This is a genomic window from Rhizorhabdus sp. P4_G6 (assembly GCF_056401045.1).
The window spans coordinates 122,409-140,178 of sequence record NZ_JBFUKC010000006.1; the positions used below are offsets into that span (position 1 = coordinate 122,409).

Sequence of the window (17,770 nt, forward strand, 5' to 3'; positions counted from 1 at the left end):
GGTCGTTCCGCATGGGACATAACGCCGATGTCGCGCGTTGCCTCCCGATGACTGCCCATATCCACGCGATCGGTACCGCCGCTCCGGACTTCGACATACATGATATCTTCATCGGCTGGGCGAGCGAACGACTCCAGGGACGCGAACGCGCATTGTTCCTGAGGATGGCGGGCCGATCGGGCATAGAGCGCCGTTTCACCGTGCTGCCCCGCCAGCGCCCCGGCGGGACGCCCATCGACGCCGACGGCTTCTATGGCGACGGCATGCCGCCGACCTCCGAACGGATGGCGACCTATGCTCAGGAGGCGCCCGCCCTCGCGCTGAAAGCCGTGGCCGACCTCGGGCGGCGCACCGCGATCGACGGAATCACGCACCTCGTCGTGGCGAGCTGCACCGGTTTCGTGGCCCCTGGCATCGACCAGATCATCGCACGCAAACTGGGGCTCGACGGGTCGGTGGAGCGCACGCTCGTCGGCTTCATGGGCTGCTATGCGGCGGTCGCTGCACTGCGGGTCGCCCACCATATCGCGCGCTCCGACAGCGACGCCCGCATCCTCGTCGTGACGGTCGAGCTCTGCTCGCTCCACATGCAGGACACGTCCGAGATCGGATCGCTGCTGGCCCAGCTCCAGTTCGCCGATGGCGCCGCCGCGGCTCTGTTAAGCGCCGAGCCCAGCGGCATAGCCATCGATCGCTTCTTCGCGGCGACCCTGCCGGACAGCGATGAGCTGATCCGCTGGACGATCGGCGACGAGGGCTTCGTCATGCACCTGTCGGGCGAAGTGCCGGGCCGGATCGCGCAGGCGCTCGAATCCCCAGAAATGAAACGCGCCATCCTCGGCAACCGCGCCGCGCGCGACATTCCCAGCTGGGCCGTCCACGCCGGCGGACGATCTATCCTCGACGCGGTCGAGCATGGCTTTGGCCTGGGCAGTGCGGCACTGGCAGAATCGCGGCGGACGCTCAGCCGCTATGGCAACATGTCTTCGGCGACGCTGATGTTCGTGCTGGGTGGGCTGATGGCCGACTCTGCGGCTGTCGATGGCATCGCGGTGGCGTTCGGGCCAGGGCTTGCCGCCGAAGGCTTCGCGATCGCGAGCGTGTAATGGGCCCTCCCGGCCGCTCCGTCGTGATCGCCGGCGGCGGTCCGGCCGGATCCGCCGCGGCAATCCTGCTCGCCCGCGGCGGCACCCGGCCGCTGCTGATCGAGCGGAGCCGCGAAGCACAGGATGTCGTGTGCGGTGGCTTCTTAGGAGCGGATGCGATCGCGCTGCTGGCGCGGGTCGGCATCGATCCCGCCGCACTCGGCGCCAGGCCGATCGGGAGGGTGCGGCTGATCGCGGGCAAGCGGGTTGCGGAGGCCGATCTTCCCTTCCCGGCAGCCGGCCTGTCGCGCCGCACCCTGGACGCCGCCCTGATCTCGCGGGCCGCCGAAGAGGGCGCCGCCGTCGAGCGCGGCGTGGCGATCCGCACGGTCGATGCGGTGACGCGCCGCATCCATCTGGCCGACGAGAGCATGATAGAGACCGGCGCGCTGTTCCTCGCCACCGGCAAGCATGAACTGCGCGGCCTGGCCCGGCCGGTGCCCGCCGCACTCGATCCGGCCCTGGGGCTGCGGGTGCGGCTCGAACCCTCGCCCGCGCTCGCCGCAGCACTTGCGCATCGCATAGAACTCCACCTGTTCCGGGACGGTTATGCGGGCCTGCTGATACAGGACGATGGCGCCATCAATCTTTGCCTGTCGGTGGCGCAGTCCCGCCTCAAGGCCGCGGACGGCCAGCCCGCCTGCTTGATCGAGGCCCTGTCCAACGAAGCGCCGCTGCTGGCCGAGCGTTTCGGCGCAGCCGCAAGCGTCGGCGCATGGTCCAGCGTGGCGCGCGTTCCCTATGGCTGGCGCGCCCGGCACAGCGATCCCGGCATCTTTCGGCTGGGCGACCAGTCCGCGGTCATCGCGAGCCTCGCCGGCGACGGTATAGCGATCGCGCTGGCAAGTGCCGCAAGCGCCGCGCAATTCTACCTGAGCGGCGGCCCGGCTGCGGCAAGCGCCTTCCAACTCGCCTTTGCGGACAATGCCCGGCGGCCGGTTCGGGTCGCCAGTCTGCTGAAGAAAATGGGTGAGACTCCGTGGCTTGCAGGGCCGCTGATCGGCCTACTTGGCCATGCCCCAAGCCTTGTCCGGCAGGCAGCGGCGCTGACGCGGATCGAAATCGAATAGTGTTTACACATCGAAAAACATCCAAATCGGATGAATTGTCCCATCTTACTTGACCCCGAATCCTAGTTGTCTTCTTTTTTGCTAGCGCTCGTCGCGGATCAAATCGGGGGAATCATGTTCAAAATCATATTGCGCGGACTCGCGCTTCTCCTGCCCTGGGGGTGCGGAGCAATGTTATGTGCCGCTCAGCCGGCGTCGGCTGCCGTCTATGTCGACAACAGCCTTGGCGAGGTCCCGTCCACTGACATTCACAAGATTGCTACGCCCAAGCCCACGCAACTACTGTTCGAGTTCCAAACCGATGGGGCCTCCAATCCTAAGGCAACCAAATATGCAAAGCCCATCGTAACGGAGGAAGTAAAAGCGAGCGGGTTTGCGAGCGAAGTAAGCGAAGGTGCGGTACTCGATGGAGCGCGGCTGTCGATCGTCATGAACAACATTACGCAGAAAAACGCCGCCTCTAAGGGCTTCCTAACCGGTCTTACTCTGGGGCTTGCGGGCACCGTGGTCGCTGACGACTATGACGTTCTGCTCAGCTATGTAAGCGCCGATGGGCAAGCACCGATAACCCGCACCGTGCATCACCGGCTCTATATGAAGATAGGCGCCAAAGCTTCGCCACCCAATGCAACTCCGGTCAAGAAGATCGATGAAGCCGTGCGGATGATCATACACCAAGTCGTCACGCACGGTCTCAACGACATCGCGGGCGACACAGCATTTGCCGCCGCTACGGCGTCGACCATCGAGTCCGGTGTGCGATGAGAGCGGCACCTTTCATCCTGCTGGCGGCGATCCCGTTGATCGGCTGTTCGATGACCGCTGTTCCGGTCCAAACCGCCTCGATAAATGCTGTCCAGGCGATCAGCGCCGCACATCTGCCGCCCATGTGGACGGGCAGTTTTCGGCAAGCATCAAATCTACCGCCACAACATGATCGAGGCTTAAGCGTCCGAGCGGCAACAATCCGACCAGAAGGCGGCTCGTTCGCCGGCTATCTCGGCGAGACGCTGAAAGCGCAACTCCGTACCGCCGGCCGCCTCGACGTGACATCGAACATCATAATCTCAGGCGAAATCGTGCGCAGCGAGATCGGGTCGGGCATCGGCGAAAATGCTGGCCATGGCCTTCTTGCGGCCGAGTTCACAGTGACTCGCGGGACGATCCAGAACTTCCGCAAGGTCATCACGGTCGAGGCCCGATGGAACTCGTCCTTTATCGGAGGCGTCGCAATCCCTGCCGCCGAGCGAAACTACATGGCGCTCTATCCCGCACTCGTGACTCGCCTGTTCTCTGATCCCGATTTTCTCAGTGCCTTCAATGGATGAATTCGAACATCTGAAGCCCATCAGTCGCCGCGGTGTTCCCGCCGCCATTCCTTCTCCGCGCGCTCGCGGTCCTTGCGGTCGCGTTCTTCCTGTTTGCGGATTTCGCGGCCGCGGTTACGATCGGCCTCGTCCTGGCTGGTGGTGGCCCAGTCGACACCTTTGCCGACGGCGTGAACCGGTGCCATGACGATGGTCTTGGCGGTGCTGACGCAACCCGCCAGGAGGCTGAAGCAGCCGATTATCAGAAGCTTACGCATGGATACTCCCATAGCCATCGATGGCTCCAATGGCTAGCCCGGTTGAGCGCGGAGACTATATCGCCGTCAGGGTGGCGACCAGCGCCTTGACCTTTTTCTGCCGCCATTGCGGGGTGGGCGCAACGAGCCAGTAGCTTTTCGAAGTGGCTCGCGGTTCGCCGTGGGCCCGCACCCGCCCCTCGGCGATATCATGCTCGACCAGGAGCGCCGGCACATGGGCGGTGCCGAAGCCGGCAGCGGCGGCGTCGATCGCGAGACCGGCGTCGGCTACCATCAGCGCCGCCCCCTTATCGTCGGCGGGAGCGCCCGGCCAGCCGATCGGCGCGCCGTTAGCCAGGCCGATCGTGACTATCGCGCCATCGGCCAGCTTGACGCCCTCATGCTCGCCCGGCCCATCGGCATAGCAGATGGCTAGATCGAGATTGGCCTGGGTAAAATCGAGGCCTTCGTCTGACGACAGCAGCACGAAGCGCAACTCGGGATCGGTTCGGCCGAAGTCGGCCAGGCGCGGTGCCAGCCACTTGGCCGTGAAATCGCGCGGCGCCGCGATCGTCAGCGTCTTGGACGACTGGCCCGCCTGCATCGCACGGACTGCCTCCTCGAACTGCAGGAAGCCGGCGCGCAGGGCGTCGAGACCGGCCTCGCCCTCGGGGGTCAGCTCCAGGCCCTTGGCGGTGCGGCGGAACAGCACGACACCCAGCGTATCCTCCAGCGCGCGGATCTGCTGGCCGACCGCCGCCGGCGTCACCGCCAGCTCATCGGCTGCACGAGTGAACGACAGGTGCCGCGCGGCGGCATCGAGGACGCGCAGGCCGTTGAGGGGCAGATGGGTCCGTTTCACGCCGCCTTCGCCTTCACCGACGCATTCATATCGCGACAGCCGGGCCGATCAGCGGAAAGCGCGGGATCGCCGCCTCGAAGGTCGAGCCGTCCTCGGCCACCATATGGTAGCTGCCTTCCATCGAACCGGTCGGCGTCTGGAGCGGGCATCCCGAGACATAGTCATAGGATTTGCCCGGTTCGATCACCGGCTGTTCGCCGACCACGCCTTCGCCGCGCACGTCGTGCCGGCCACCACGTCCGTCGGAGATCATCCAGTGGCGCGTGAGCAGCTGCACCGCTTGGGTGCCCTCATTCTCGATGCGGATATGATAGGACCAGAACCATCGGCCGCGCGCCGGCTCCGACTGTTCGGGCATGAACGACACCGCCACCCGCACCACCACGCCGCGTGTCTGCGCCATGTGGGGGAAGAGCGCCTTCATGATCACAGCCCGACCGCCTTCAGCGCGCGATCGAGATCGTCGATCACGTCCAGAGGATCCTCGAGCCCGACGTTCAGGCGTAGCATGCCTTCCTCGACTCCCATTTCAGCGCGCACCTCCTCCGACAACCCGGCGTGGGTGGTCGAGCTCGGGTGAGTCATCAAGGAGCGTGAATCGCCGATATTGTTGGAAATGTCGACCAGTTCGAGCGCATCGAGCAAGCCATGCGCCTGCGTCCGGCCGCCATCGAGGAAAATCGAGATGATCGTCCCCCCGGCCGACATCTGCTTCATCGCCAGCTTGTGCTGGGGATGGCTGGGGAGTGCGGGAAACAGCGTGCGCGGAACCCGCCCGTCGAGGAATTCCGCCACCTTCAGTGCATTCTCGCTCTGGCGATTGATGCGCAGGTCGAGTGTTTCGAGCCCCTTCATCACCACCCACGCGTTGAAGGCGGACAAGGTCGGGCCGGTGTTCCGGGTGAACGACAGAAGCGTGGTGTTGATGAACTCGTTGGTCCCACATACCGCTCCGGCCAGAACGCGCCCCTGTCCGTCCATCATCTTGGTCGCGGAGTAGGCGACGATATCGGCGCCATAATCCATCGGCCGCTGGAGCAGCGGCGTGGCGAAGGCATTGTCGACGACCGTCAGCAGTCCCGCTTCCCTGGCGATGCCGCACACCGTCTCGAGATCGACGATGTCGAGTGTCGGGTTGGCCGGCGTCTCGAAGAAGAACAGCTTGGTGTTCGGCTTGATCGCCCGCTTCCACGCGTCGTTGTCGCGGCCATCGACGATGGTCGCCTCGATCCCGAAGCGCGGCAGCAGTGTGTCGGTCAGCCAGCGGCACGACCCGAAGGCCGCGCGCGCCGCGACGATATGATCGCCCATCGAGAGCTGGCAGAGCAGCGCCGCGGTCATCGCCGCCATGCCCGTCGCCATGCAGCGCGCCGCCTCCGCCCCTTCCATCAGCGCAAGCCGCTCCTCGAGCATCTCGACCGTCGGATTCTGGAGCCGCGAGTAGGTCATCCCCTTCTGTTCGCCCGAGAAGCGCGCGGCTGCGTCGCCCGCGCAATCATAGGCATAGCCCGAGGTGAGGAAGATCGCCTCGCTGGTCTCCCCGAACTGCGACCGCACGGTGCCGCCACGCACCGCCTGGGTTGCAGGGCGCCATTTGGTGGTGATCGAACGATCCTGGCCGGTAAGCTTTTTCATGCCCTCGCTTTGCCGTCACAGCCCTGTTCCGTCAATGCGCGAGCGGGGTTGCACCTGTGCTTCCCGCGTCCGATAGGAACAGCCCTCATCATATAGGAGAGTCGATCATGGCCACCGCGATCCAGGACATCCCGCTCAAGACGATCAACGGCCAGGATGCCAAGCTCGGCGACTATGCCGGCAAGGTGCTGCTGGCGGTCAACGTCGCGTCGAAATGCGGGCTCACCCCCCAATATACCGCGCTCGAGGCGCTATATAAGAAGTATAAGGACAAAGGCCTGGTGGTGATCGGCTTCCCCGCCAATAACTTCGGCGCGCAGGAGCCCGGCACCGAAAGCGAGATCCAGGAATTCTGCACGACGAACTATGGCGTCGATTTCCCCATGTTCTCCAAGCTGTCGGTGAAAGGCGAAGACCAGCATCCGCTCTATGCCAAGCTGGTTGCCGAGAAACCCGACAAGACCTTCAAGGACATGAGCTTCAAGGAAAAGCTCGAGGGCTACGGAATCAAGATCGACAAGGACGAAGACGTCATGTGGAACTTCGAGAAGTTCCTCATCGCCAAGGACGGCACCGTCGCCGGCCGCTTCTCCCCCGATATCGCGCCCGACGATGCCATCGTCACCAGCGCCATCGAGGCCGAACTGGCGAAGTGAAGCTGCGCGGTCACGCCGGCCGAATCCGGCGTGACTCGCACCGCCCTCCACCCGCCATCGGATAGCTTTGCGGGCGGATAGTTATTTTGCATCCGTTCTTCTGTCCTTCGCACTTGCAATGAATGTTACAGATCGGTACCTGCACATCAGGACGTACCGTTCTGTAACATATTTGCAATTCAGGGACAGGCAGCATGTATCTATCCGAGCTCAAGGCAGACCCTGTCGAGCGCGCTGCGGAGCCATCGGCCGCGCCGAAGCAGCGGCTTTCGAAGAAGCGCGCCGCCTATACCGCCCTGCCCATCGCGGGGCTCATGCTGTTCGCCAGCTATGACCTCCTCGGCCATGACAAGGCCAAGGCCGATGGCCAGGCTTTGCCGGTCGTCACGGTTGCCCAGCCGCTGCAGAAGACCATCGTCGAATGGGACGATTATGTCGGCCGTTTCGAGGCGAGCCAGGCGGTCGAGATCCGTCCGCGCGTATCCGGAGCGCTCGAGTCGATCCATTTCCGCGACGGTGACATCATCCGCAAGGGACAGTTGCTGTTCACTATCGACCCCCGCCCCTTCGCCGCATCGCTGGCCGAAGCACGCGCCCGCGTAGCGAGTGCTGCAACCGCGCTGTCGCTGGCCCGCAGCGAGCTGGCACGGGCCAATCGGCTCGTTGCCGATCAGGCGGTCAGCGCCGAGGAGGTCGACTCGCTCAAGGCGGCAGCCCAGTCGGCTGAAGCTGCGCTCGCCGCGGCGCGCGCGCAGGTCCAGGCGCGCCGGCTCGATGTCGAGTTCACCCAGGTTCGCGCACCGATCAGTGGCCGCGTCTCGGATCGCCGGATCGATATCGGCAACCTGGTCTCGGGCGATTCGACAGCGAATGCCACGGTCCTCACCACCATAAATGCCCTCGATCCGATCTACTTCGCCTTCGATGGCTCGGAAGCGCTCTACCTTAAGCAGCGTCGGCAGAAGGCCGGCAGCGACCATGTCGAGATCCGGCTTCAGGACGAGGCCGACTACAAATGGCGCGGCAAGGTCGACTTCACCGACAATGCGCTGAACGACGGCTCGGGTACGATACGCGGGCGGGCCGTGCTGGCCAATCCCGACTACTTCCTGACGCCGGGCATGTTCGGCAATATGCGCCTCTCCTCGGGCTCACCGCGCCCGGCGCTGCTGGTACCCGACGCCGCCGTGGTGACCGACCAGGCCCGCAAGGTGGTGTATGTGGTGACCGGCAAGGATGGCACGGTGACCGCGCAGCCAGTCGATGCGGGCCCACTGGTCAACGGGCTGCGGGTGATACGATCGGGGCTGAAGCCCCAGGACAGGATCGTGATCTCGGGCCTGCAGTTCGCCGCGACATCGCCAAAGGTCCAGGTGATCGCAGGCAAGGTCGAAGCCGCCGCGCCGGTGCCGAAGCTTGCCGTCACCGCGCCGGTCGCCTCGCAGGCGACGTTGGCCGGGGCCCACTGAATCACAGACTTATCGCCCGCGAGGCGGCTCGACGCCCTCCGCATGGAGGGCGATTGGCCCGTCTTGCCCGGCCAACAGGGACTAAGCCGATGCGCCTGAGCCATATCTTCATCCAGCGGCCGATTTTCGCCGGCGTGATCGCGGTGGTCATCACCATCGTCGGTGCGCTCGCCTATTTCGGCCTGCCGATTTCGCAATATCCCGACGTGGTGCCTCCGACCGTGACGGTCAGCGCGACCTATCCGGGCGCTTCTGCCGAGACGCTGGCGGACACCGTCGCCTCGCCGCTGGAGCAGGAAATCAACGGCGTCGACGATATGCTCTATCTCTCGAGCCAGGCGACTAGCGACGGCCGGCTGGTGGTCACCGTGACGTTCAAGCAGGGCATCGACCTCGACAAGGCACAGGTTCTCGTTCAAAACCGGGTGGCGCTGGCCGAACCGCGCCTACCCGAGGAGGTCCGCCGGCAAGGCGTGGTGACACGCAAGACCTCGCCCGACTTCATCCTCGTGGCGAACCTCATCTCCCCCGACAACTCGCTCGATCGCGGCTATGTCTCCAACTATGCGCTGAGCCAGATCCGGGACCGTCTCGCACGGCTCGATGGCGTCGGCGAAGTCCGGCTGTTCGGCGCGCGCGATTATGCGATGCGGATCTGGATCGATCCCGGACGCGCCGCCGCGCGCAACATGACCGCGGGCGAGATTGTCGCGGCACTGCGGGCGCAGAATGTCCAGGTCGCGGCCGGCGCGATCGGCAAGCCGCCCGAGGCGAACGGCGCGGCCTTCGAGTTCAATGTCGAGGCGCAGGGTCGGCTGAACACGCCGGAACAGTTCGCGGACGTGGTGATCAAGGCGGACGACGCAGGCCACCTCACCCGGCTGCGCGATGTCGCCCGCGTCGAGCTCGGCGCCGAGGACTATGGCATCAACATGTATCTGAGCGGCCAGCCGTCGCTCGGCATCGGCGTCTTCCAGCGCCCCGGCTCCAACGCGCTGGCGACCGCCGATGCGGTGCTCGCCGAACTCAAGGCAGCGTCTGCCAAATTCCCGAAAGGGCTGGAATATCGGGTGATCTACAACCCGACGAGCTTCATCCGCGAGTCGGTCAGCGCCGTGCAGCACACCCTCCTCGAAGCCGTCGTGCTGGTGGTCATCGTGATCCTCGTCTTCCTGCAGAGTTGGCGCGCGGCGATCATCCCGGTGATCGCGATCCCAGTGTCGCTGATCGGTACCTTCGCGGTGCTGGCGGCCTTCGGCTACTCACTCAACAACCTGTCGCTGTTCGGGCTGGTGCTCGCGATCGGCATCGTCGTCGACGACGCGATCGTCGTGGTCGAGAATGTCGAGCGCAATCTCGAACAGGGCCTCACTCCGATGCAGGCTGCGTTCCGGTCCATGGACGAGGTATCGACCGCGCTGGTCGCGATCGTGCTGGTGTTGTGCGCAGTGTTCGTGCCCACGATGTTCCTGACCGGACTCACCGGCGAGTTTTACCGCCAGTTCGCCGTCACTATCTCCTCGGCGACGATCATCTCGCTGTTGTTGTCACTGACGCTGTCGCCGGCGCTTGCCGCCCGACTGCTCCAACCCAAGGCAGAAGATGAGCCCGAGGGGCGCTGGGCGCGCATGGCCTATCGCGGCGGCAAGCGTTTCAATGCCGGCTTCGATCGCCTGAGCGCCTTCTATGCCAGCAGCACGCGCAAACTGCTCGCGCGGCCGAAGCGCGTGCTGTTCTCCTATGCCGGCCTCGTCGGCCTGACCGCGCTGGTGTTCGGCGCGACGCCGGTCGGATTCGTGCCCGCGCAGGATCAGGGCTATGTGCTGACGGCGATCTTCACGCCGCCGGGCACATCGCTGGCGTCGACCGACGCGACGATGCAGGCGGTTACGAAGAAGATGCTCACCATCCCCGGCGTCAAGGGCGCCGTGATGCTGGCAGGTTTCCATGGCCCGACCGGCACCACCGCCTCGAATGCGGCGGCCGCCTTCCTGGTGTTCGACAGCTTCGAGGAACGCGCGAAGCATGGCCAGACCGAAGCGACGATCCTCGCCCAGGCCCAGAAATATGCACAGGGCTTCAACCAGGGTCGGATCTTCGTGCTCAAGCCGCCGCTGATCCGCGGCATCGGCACAGGCGGCGGCTTCAAGCTGGTGCTGCAGGACCGGTCGGGCATGGGGCTCGAAAAGCTCAACCAGGTCGCCTGGCAGATGATCGGCGAGGCGCACAAGGATCCGACGCTCGCAGCCGTGCACACGAAGTTCGAATATGGTGTTCCCCGCGCCTATGCGGATATCGATCGCGCCAAGGCCGATATGCTCGGCGTACCGCCCAGCCGTGTGTTCGAAGCGCTGCAGGTCTATCTCGGCTCGGCCTATATCAACGACTTCAACCTCATCGGCCGCACCTATCGGGTGACCGCGCAGGCGGACACCCAGTTCCGCGACGACGTCTCGGACATCCAGCAGCTCAAGACGCACTCGAACAGCGGAGCGATGGTGCCGCTCGGTGCGGTCGCCACGATCGAGAACCGTGCGGGTGCCTATCGGGTGCTGCGCTATAACCTCTACCCGTCGATCGATATCGAGGGCGAATCCGCGCCGGGGCGCTCTTCGGGCGAGGGGCTGGCGGCGATGGACAGGCTCGCTGCCAAGCTGCCCGCGGGCGTGTCGGCCGAATGGACCGAGATCGCCTATCAGCAGAAACTGGCCGGCAATGCCGCGATGATCGTCTTCGCCGCAGCGGTGCTGTTCGTCTTCCTGGTGCTGGCGGCGCAGTTCGAGAGCCTGATGCTGCCGCTTGCCATCATCCTGATCGTGCCGATGACGCTGCTCGCGGCGATGACCGGCGTAAACCTGCGCGGCATGGACAACAACATCCTCACCCAGATCGGCCTCGTCGTCCTGATCGGCCTCGCCGCCAAGAACGCGATCCTGATCGTCGAGTTCGCCAAGCAGGGCGAGGAGGACGGACTGTCGACGGTCGAGGCTGCGATCCACGCGACTCAGGCGCGGCTGCGGCCGATCCTGATGACGAGCTTCGCTTTCATCCTGGGCGTGGTGCCGCTGCTGATCGCGACCGGCCCGGGCGCCGAACTGCGCCAGGCGCTCGGCACTGCGGTCTTTTCGGGCATGCTCGGCGTGACCTTCTTCGGGCTGGTGTTCACGCCGACCTTCTACGTTGCCGCCCGCAGCCTTTCCGATCGGTTCGCCCGTCGTTTCGGGCATCGGCCTGGCCCCGACGGCAGCACCGAATCCGCGCTCGTTCCCGCAGAATGATGGAGGACATCATGACCGCCAAGATATTGCCCATCGGCCTGCTGGGCCTTGCCAGCCTGCTGACCATCGCTGCTGCCGGACCCAATTATGTCCAGCCCGCCGTTCCGCCCAGCGCGACCCTGCCCTTCCTCGGGGCACCGGTTGCGCCGGTGACGGCCGCCGAACCCGAAGACGCGTGGTGGCGGCTCTACCAGGATCCCGTGCTCGATCGGCTGGTGGCGGACGCGCTTGCGGCCAACACCGACCTGCGCGTGGCGGTCGCCAACCTCGACAAGGCGCGCGCATCGCTGCGCGAAGCGCGGTCAGATCGACTGCCGCAGACCGATGTCAGCGCAGGCGCAACCTATGGCCGCTCCCCGCAGGGCCAGCGGAGCCCGAACGCGAAGCGAGAGGACTGGTCCTACGATGCCGGGTTGAGCATCGGCTATGAGGTCGACCTGTTCGGCCGCGTCAGCCGCTCGGTCGAGGCAGCGCGCGGCGATACGCAGGCGGCCGAGGCCGCACGCGATGCCGTAAGGGTCGCGATCGTCGCCGAGACCGCCCGCGCCTATGCCGACGCATCCTCTGCCGCCGAGCGCCTGGCGGTCGCGCAGCGCACCCTCGAGCTACTCGACCGAACCGTGACACTGACCGGCAAGCGCTTCGAAGCAGGCAGGACGTCGAGGCTCGACGTGTCGCGCGCCTCGGCGCTGCGCGAGCAGCAGCGCGCCACCCTGCCCCCGTTGCGCGCGCAGCGCGACGCCGCGCTGTTTCGGCTGGCGGCCTTGACCGGCCGGGCGCCGGCCGACCTCCCCGCCGATGTCGGGCAGCGCCAGACGACCCTGCGGCTCGACCGGCCGATACCGGTTGGCGATGGCCGTGGACTGCTCGCCCGCCGGCCCGACATTCGCGAGGCCGAGCGCCGCCTTGCCGCCGAGACCGCCCGGATCGGCATTGCGACCGCCGATCTCTACCCGCGCATCACCTTGGGCGGTTCGATCGGTTCGACCGGTCCTTCGCTCGGCGACATGTTCGGCGGTGGGCCGCTGCGCTGGCTGCTCGGGCCGTTGCTCAGCTGGAACTTCCCCAACCAGGAAGCCGGCCGCGCCCGCATCGCCGAGGCACGCGCCTCGACGCAGGCCGCGCTCGCCGGCTTCGACGGCACGGTGCTGCGCGCGCTGCAGGAAACCGAGACAGCGCTATCCGCCTATGCCCATGAGCTCGAGCGCCAGCAGGCACTCCGCGAGGCGGCAGGCCAGGCGATGACCGCCGCGACGATCAGCCGCGCCCAGCTGCGCGAGGGCCGGGTCGATTTCCTGACGGTTCTCGATGCCGAGCGGACCTCGGCGGAAGCCGATGCCGACCTCGCCGAGTCCGACGCGCGCGTGGCCGATGCGCAGGTTGAGCTGTTTCGAGCACTGGGCGGCGGCTGGCAGGTGGAGGCGCCGAAGGTGGCCGCGCGCTGACCTGGGCGGCCCTCATGCCGGATGTCGTCGAGCTTTCCCCAGTCCGAGCCAGGGCAGCGCGCCTGCCCGCTCGGCAACCACATAGAACAGATAGGGACCCGCTACCCCGGCGATCACGCCTGCAGGCGCATAGAGCACTACCAGCTGCGGGACATGGAGCTTCACCATCAGCAGCCGCGTGGCAGCGGTGAAGAACAGGTGGGTGACGTAGATCGCCATCGATGCCGCCCCGAGCCGGGCCATCCATGCCAGGGCGGCGCCGCGCAGCGACATGGAGATCAGCAATATCGCCGCGATCCCCGCCATCGCGGCCGGCAGCAGGAACACCGAATTGAAGTTCATGCCGGTCAGCGGCCCGACGATCGCGTCGGTGACGGCGAGCAGGCAGATCGCGGCGCCACTCCACGCTATCCTGGACTGGCCTGGCCAAGCCTTCACCCATCCGGACAGATGGACGCCCGCAAAGAAATAGAGCGGAAAATGAAGGAGTTGATGAAGAATTATATCGTTCCGGTAGAACTCGCCCAGCGCGAACATAGCGACCACCGGGATGAATATAGCTCTGCTGTTGCCGACGATCGCATAGCAGCATGAGAAGACGAACAGCGCGTAGAGAAACCAGAACGGGCTGGGCGGCGAAAGTGCGAGGTGGCGGCTGATGTCGGCGACACCGAAGGGCTCGCCCGCCCCGTTTACCAAATGCCATATGCAATAGGTCACCGTTGCCCACAGCAGATAGGGATAGGCGACGCCCTCGACGCGGCCCCGCAGGAAGCTTCTCCGGCCGCGCGCCAGCGGGATGACCGCGTTCACGCCCGCCAGGAAAATGAACAGCGGCATGTGGAAGGAATAGATGACGAAATCGAACCACGCCCAACGATCGCCTATCCCCGCCGCCGCCAGTCCGCGCTCGACATGCCCGGCGACAACCAGGATGATGCCGATGCCGCGCGCGGCGTCGAGCCATTCGAGCCGCTTGGAGCCACTGATTGCCTGGGGCTGTGCGACGGAAATCGTGCTGGCGGCCGCGTCGATGCTGATCGTCATAAGAGCTGCTCCGACGGTCCAACGAGAGAATCGAGGCGATACACCATCTCGGCGCTACCCCGCATGGATCTTTCGGCGTCCTTCTCGCGCATCGCGATGCACATATGGTCTGCGCGAAACGCAAGAGCGGAAAAGGCCCCGATCGGATCGCCAACGGCAGGTGGAACCAACGCGCCACCGTAATGTTTAGGGCAGATCCGCAAGCGCGAGGGTCGTGAGTGAAAGTGCGTTATCAGTTCCTCGACGCACTTCGCGGATATGCGGCGATAGGAGTGGTCCTCTTCCACATCGGGACGCGATTCGGCGGCATCCACACTGCCGTGAATGGATATGTGGCCGTCGATTTCTTCTTCATCCTGAGCGGCTTCGTGCTGGCAGGCGCCTATGAGGAGCGGCTCGCATCGAATCTGGGCCTGGCGAGGTTCTTGATATTGCGCGCAATCCGGTTGATGCCGATGGCTGTCTTCAGCGTCGTGGCAGGCACTGCTTATCTGTTGGTGCGCTATCACTTCGCGCCCGTGCTTTCCGATCCCGTCTCGGACATCATCGCGGCTTCGCTGCTCAACCTGTTCCTGCTTCCCAAATTGTGGGTGACGGCGGCGACCCGGGACGAGACCTTCCCTGCCAATGGTCCGCTCTGGTCGTTGAGCATGGAAGTCGCGGCGAACCTCATCTGGGCGCGCTTCCTTGTCGGTGCCCGGCTGGCAATCCTGGTTGCGGTCTGCGGTGCCGGAGGCGCGCTGATCGTCGTCATGTCGCTGTGGAAAGGCACGGGCGACCTCGGCTGGAACGCCTATACCTATCTTGGCGGCATAGGCCGCATCACCTTCGGCTTCGCCCTGGGGGTCATCCTGTTCCGGACGAAAGATTGGATCAGGCTGCGTTCGCCGATATGGCCCTATATCGCATTATTCCTGCTGACCGTTTCGATCTTCCTGCCGATCCGGCATGTCGCCTGGTTCCTCGCTTGCGTGCTGGTGCTGCTGCCCTTCGCGGTTGCGTGCGGCATGAGCGCCGGAGATCGACGTTTTTCCCCGTTCGACGATGTCCTGGGGAGGATTTCCTATCCGCTGTACGCGATCCACTATCCAATCCTGATGATGGGCGCGGGGCTGGAGAAGAAGTTCGGCAACGGCGCCGGCGCCCCCGCCCTCAGTTTGGCGATATTCGCGTTCATCGTCGCGGCATCATATCTGCTGATGCGCTGTTTCGATGAACCGGTGCGCAAATATCTAACCACGCTGTACCTGAATTGGCGACCCGCGTTCGCCCCGACGATAAGGGGACCTTTCCCATGATCCGATCGAGCGCGAACGCGGTTCTGCCGCGAAGCCGTCCTGTCGCGAGGTGGCTCCACGGATTGGCTCTGGCCGCTGTGCTGTCCTCCAGCGGCAGCTGGGCGGCGGAGATGAGCGTTGCCGACTTCCGCCAGACCCTGGGAATCAACACCCACCTGAACTATACCGATGGCGACTATAACCACGCCAACAAAGTGATCGAGGCGCTTCGTTACCTCGGCATATTCCACATACGCGACGGCGCCCCGTTCAGGGGATCGCAGGGTCAGGGCGCGCTTGCGAGGGCGGCGAAGGCTGGCCTCAAGTTCAACTTCGTGTTCCAAGGCAACCGGCCACCCGCGGCGACCATCGACGACCTGCTCGCCTTCAATGCCGCCAACCCAGGTTCGATCGCGTCGCTGGAAGCGCCCAACGAAGTAAACAACTGGCCGCTGTCCTACGGGCTGATGAAGGATGTACCCCGCAGCAACAGCTATCCTGCAACGCGCGCCTTCGTCCGGGACCTGCGCCGTCTGCTCCGCGCCACCCCGCTGCGCAGGACGCCGTTGCTCGCGCCCAGCTGGGTCAGCGTACTGACCATCGACGCCGCAGACGCCGACGCCGGCAACGCTCACCCCTACCCGCGCAACGGCGATCAGGCGTCTCGCCAGATGGTTATCGAAGTGGGGAAACAGAAGGCCGCTATCCCAGGCAAGCCAGTCTTCATCACCGAAACCGGCTATAACGATGCCACGAACATCAAGGCGGAAGCCGTCGACCGGGACACCGCTGCGAAGCTGATCCTCAACCTCTACGCCGCCTATGCCGCCGCAGGGATCGAGCGCACTTTCCCGTATCAGCTGCTCGACGCCTATCCGGATCCGACCGGCAAATCGTGGGAGAAGCATTGGGGGCTGTTCGACACGAGCTGGCAGCCCAAGCCCGCAGCGCGCGCCATCCACAACCTGACGGCGATCCTGAGCGACGGAACGGCGATACGCAGCGCCAGCCGCAAGATCCAGGCCCGCGTGGAAAGCGGGCCACCGGACCTGAAACTGCTCGAGCTTGCGAGACCGGATGGCGCGACGCTCATCCTGCTGTGGCGCGAAGCGGATCTTTGGGACCAGGCCAATCGGCGACCGCTCCCCGTCGAACCGGCAACCGTGCGACTGGACTTCGCACGCGGCGCGGACCTGACGGTTTACAGCCCGGTCACCGGCGCGGAGCCGGTCGACCGGTCGAGCGGCGCATCGCTGGCGTTGCCGATCGGAGATTCAATGATGATCGTCGAGGCAAAGCCTCTCGACGACGCCGGGCGCGGCAAGGGGAGGTAAACCGTGCGGAGACGCAATCCGCTTCTGGGGACGAACCAATGAAGATTTCGGTTGTCATAGCAACGATCGGTCGGCCGGAGCTGGTTCCGGTGATGCTAGGGGCGTTGAGCCGGCAGACGCGCGCCCCCGACCTGGTCGTGATATCGGCCGTGAAGGAAGGCGACGTGCAACTCGTCGACACGGCGTTCGAGACAGCGGTGCTGTTCGGGCCCAAGGGCCTGACCCGGCAGAGGAACCGCGCGCTGGACCTGGCCGAGAGCCGGAGCGACGTCGTCATCTTCTTCGATGACGACTTCATCCCCGCGGACGACTGGATCGAAGAGGTGGAGGCCATCTTCGCAAGCGAAGCCGACGTCGCCTGTGTTACCGGCAGCCTTCTGGCGGACGGCATCAACGGGCCCGGCATTTCCCTGGCCGAAGCGGCAAAGCTGCTGGACCGCGCACGCGGGAAGCCCCGCGTCCGGCGCCTGCGCGATTACGGGGCGCCCTATGGCTGCAACATGGCCTATGCCGTGAAGTTCGGTCGCGGGGTCCGCTTCGACGATCGCCTGCCGCTCTACGGCTGGCAGGAAGACCTGGATTTCGGATCGCTGCTCGGCCGGCACGGGCGGCTGGTCAAGGCCAGCCAGCTGATCGGGGTCCACATGGGCGTCAAGTCGGGGCGGGTATCCGGGGTGCGGCTCGGGGCGTCCCAGATCATCAACAACATCTATCTCTACAGGAAGGGGACGATGCCGCTCACCCGGGCGATGAAGTTCGCCGGCAGGAACATCGTCGCGAATTTCATCGGATCTATAAGGCCTCCTGCCTACATAGACCGTCGCGGCCGGCTCAAGGGCAATTTTCTGGGCATCGCCCAGGTGCTACGCGGCCGAATCGATCCCGAATATGTGGAACAGATTTGAGCGTCCCACGCTTCCGCGAAGGCCGTCACAGCGATGACAAACATTCCGACGGCCTCGTGATCGCGCAGCGGCGCGCACAGCGG

The 17,770-nt window shown here is 65.2% G+C and carries 16 protein-coding genes; 11 read left to right on the plus strand and 5 right to left on the minus strand.

What is annotated here, in order from left to right; translation table 11 throughout:
* The first annotated feature begins 47 nt into the window (after positions 1–47).
* From AC1DPF_RS08910 to AC1DPF_RS08925, 4 genes are all read left to right on the plus strand, one after another.
* Positions 48–1,106: a type III polyketide synthase gene (locus AC1DPF_RS08910; RefSeq protein ID WP_477866842.1), complete on the plus strand. Its 1,059-nt coding sequence runs from the start codon at positions 48–50 to the stop codon at positions 1,104–1,106.
* Positions 1,106–2,215, plus strand: coding sequence for an NAD(P)/FAD-dependent oxidoreductase (locus AC1DPF_RS08915; protein ID WP_477960808.1), 1,110 nt, complete (start codon positions 1,106–1,108; stop codon positions 2,213–2,215). Before AC1DPF_RS08910 ends, AC1DPF_RS08915 begins: the two co-directional genes overlap by 1 nt.
* Positions 2,216–2,329: 114 nt before the next feature.
* Entirely contained in the window at positions 2,330–2,980 is a 651-nt protein-coding gene (locus AC1DPF_RS08920) for a hypothetical protein (protein WP_477866846.1), read from the plus strand.
* A 50-nt stretch (positions 2,981–3,030) separates the two neighbouring features.
* Positions 3,031–3,543 carry a hypothetical protein gene (locus AC1DPF_RS08925; RefSeq protein WP_477866848.1) on the plus strand — a complete coding sequence of 171 codons (513 nt, stop codon included), beginning with the start codon at positions 3,031–3,033 and terminating at the stop codon, positions 3,541–3,543.
* 20 nt (positions 3,544–3,563) lie between these two features.
* Here AC1DPF_RS08925 and AC1DPF_RS08930 read toward each other — a convergent pair whose 3' ends face one another.
* Genes AC1DPF_RS08930 through AC1DPF_RS08945 form a run of 4 tightly spaced genes read right to left on the minus strand, consistent with a single transcriptional unit; the run spans position 3,564 to position 6,276 of the window.
* The gene (locus tag AC1DPF_RS08930; protein ID WP_477866850.1) at positions 3,564–3,800 is read right to left on the minus strand and encodes a hypothetical protein; all 237 of its coding nucleotides are present in this window, start codon (positions 3,798–3,800) and stop codon (positions 3,564–3,566) included.
* Between the two features lie 55 nt (positions 3,801–3,855).
* Positions 3,856–4,641, minus strand: a complete 786-nt coding sequence (locus AC1DPF_RS08935; RefSeq protein ID WP_477866852.1) for a LysR family transcriptional regulator — start codon at positions 4,639–4,641, stop codon at positions 3,856–3,858.
* 25 nt (positions 4,642–4,666) lie between these two features.
* On the minus strand, positions 4,667–5,065 hold the full coding sequence (gene apaG, locus AC1DPF_RS08940; protein ID WP_477866854.1) for a Co2+/Mg2+ efflux protein ApaG: 399 nt from the start codon (positions 5,063–5,065) through the stop codon (positions 4,667–4,669).
* A 2-nt stretch (positions 5,066–5,067) separates the two neighbouring features.
* The gene (locus tag AC1DPF_RS08945) at positions 5,068–6,276 is read right to left on the minus strand and encodes a trans-sulfuration enzyme family protein (protein ID WP_477960810.1); all 1,209 of its coding nucleotides are present in this window, start codon (positions 6,274–6,276) and stop codon (positions 5,068–5,070) included.
* Between the two features lie 107 nt (positions 6,277–6,383).
* Between AC1DPF_RS08945 and AC1DPF_RS08950 the strand changes: the two genes are divergently transcribed.
* From AC1DPF_RS08950 to AC1DPF_RS08965, 4 genes are all read left to right on the plus strand, one after another.
* Positions 6,384–6,932, plus strand: coding sequence for a glutathione peroxidase (locus AC1DPF_RS08950; protein WP_477866858.1), 549 nt, complete (start codon positions 6,384–6,386; stop codon positions 6,930–6,932).
* Between the two features lie 194 nt (positions 6,933–7,126).
* Positions 7,127–8,401 carry an efflux RND transporter periplasmic adaptor subunit gene (locus AC1DPF_RS08955; protein ID WP_477960812.1) on the plus strand — a complete coding sequence of 425 codons (1,275 nt, stop codon included), beginning with the start codon at positions 7,127–7,129 and terminating at the stop codon, positions 8,399–8,401.
* An 89-nt stretch (positions 8,402–8,490) separates the two neighbouring features.
* Complete coding sequence (locus AC1DPF_RS08960) at positions 8,491–11,679, plus strand: efflux RND transporter permease subunit (RefSeq protein WP_477960814.1); 3,189 nt, start codon at positions 8,491–8,493, stop codon at positions 11,677–11,679.
* Positions 11,680–11,690: 11 nt separating this feature from the next.
* Positions 11,691–13,124 (plus strand): efflux transporter outer membrane subunit, encoded by a 1,434-nt coding sequence (locus tag AC1DPF_RS08965; protein WP_477960817.1) that lies wholly within the window; start codon positions 11,691–11,693, stop codon positions 13,122–13,124.
* Between the two features lie 12 nt (positions 13,125–13,136).
* Here AC1DPF_RS08965 and AC1DPF_RS08970 read toward each other — a convergent pair whose 3' ends face one another.
* A complete protein-coding gene (locus tag AC1DPF_RS08970) occupies positions 13,137–14,171 on the minus strand; it encodes an acyltransferase family protein (protein WP_477960819.1) in 1,035 nt (344 codons plus the stop codon).
* 224 nt (positions 14,172–14,395) lie between these two features.
* Here AC1DPF_RS08970 and AC1DPF_RS08975 point away from each other — a divergent pair, with 224 nt between their 5' ends.
* The 3 genes from AC1DPF_RS08975 to AC1DPF_RS08985 all read left to right on the plus strand — a co-directional run bounded on the left by AC1DPF_RS08975 (position 14,396) and on the right by AC1DPF_RS08985 (position 17,687).
* On the plus strand, positions 14,396–15,469 hold the full coding sequence (locus AC1DPF_RS08975; protein WP_477960821.1) for an acyltransferase family protein: 1,074 nt from the start codon (positions 14,396–14,398) through the stop codon (positions 15,467–15,469).
* A 62-nt stretch (positions 15,470–15,531) separates the two neighbouring features.
* Complete coding sequence (locus AC1DPF_RS08980) at positions 15,532–16,782, plus strand: hypothetical protein (protein WP_477960823.1); 1,251 nt, start codon at positions 15,532–15,534, stop codon at positions 16,780–16,782.
* 38 nt (positions 16,783–16,820) lie between these two features.
* Entirely contained in the window at positions 16,821–17,687 is an 867-nt protein-coding gene (locus AC1DPF_RS08985; protein ID WP_477866872.1) for a glycosyltransferase family 2 protein, read from the plus strand.
* Positions 17,688–17,770 lie beyond the last annotated feature (83 nt).

Coding starts and splice junctions, on each gene's coding strand:
- AC1DPF_RS08910 (WP_477866842.1), top strand. CDS start 48: ATGACTGCCCATATCCACGCGATCGGTACCGCCGCTCCGGACTTCGAC.
- AC1DPF_RS08920 (WP_477866846.1), top strand. CDS start 2,330: ATGTTCAAAATCATATTGCGCGGACTCGCGCTTCTCCTGCCCTGGGGG.
- AC1DPF_RS08970 (WP_477960819.1), bottom strand. CDS start 14,171: ATGACGATCAGCATCGACGCGGCCGCCAGCACGATTTCCGTCGCACAG.
- AC1DPF_RS08960 (WP_477960814.1), top strand. CDS start 8,491: ATGCGCCTGAGCCATATCTTCATCCAGCGGCCGATTTTCGCCGGCGTG.
- AC1DPF_RS08915 (WP_477960808.1), top strand. CDS start 1,106: ATGGGCCCTCCCGGCCGCTCCGTCGTGATCGCCGGCGGCGGTCCGGCC.
- AC1DPF_RS08985 (WP_477866872.1), top strand. CDS start 16,821: ATGAAGATTTCGGTTGTCATAGCAACGATCGGTCGGCCGGAGCTGGTT.
- AC1DPF_RS08945 (WP_477960810.1), bottom strand. CDS start 6,276: ATGAAAAAGCTTACCGGCCAGGATCGTTCGATCACCACCAAATGGCGC.
- AC1DPF_RS08950 (WP_477866858.1), top strand. CDS start 6,384: ATGGCCACCGCGATCCAGGACATCCCGCTCAAGACGATCAACGGCCAG.
- AC1DPF_RS08925 (WP_477866848.1), top strand. CDS start 3,031: ATGACCGCTGTTCCGGTCCAAACCGCCTCGATAAATGCTGTCCAGGCG.
- AC1DPF_RS08930 (WP_477866850.1), bottom strand. CDS start 3,800: ATGCGTAAGCTTCTGATAATCGGCTGCTTCAGCCTCCTGGCGGGTTGC.
- AC1DPF_RS08965 (WP_477960817.1), top strand. CDS start 11,691: ATGACCGCCAAGATATTGCCCATCGGCCTGCTGGGCCTTGCCAGCCTG.
- AC1DPF_RS08955 (WP_477960812.1), top strand. CDS start 7,127: ATGTATCTATCCGAGCTCAAGGCAGACCCTGTCGAGCGCGCTGCGGAG.
- apaG (WP_477866854.1), bottom strand. CDS start 5,065: ATGAAGGCGCTCTTCCCCCACATGGCGCAGACACGCGGCGTGGTGGTG.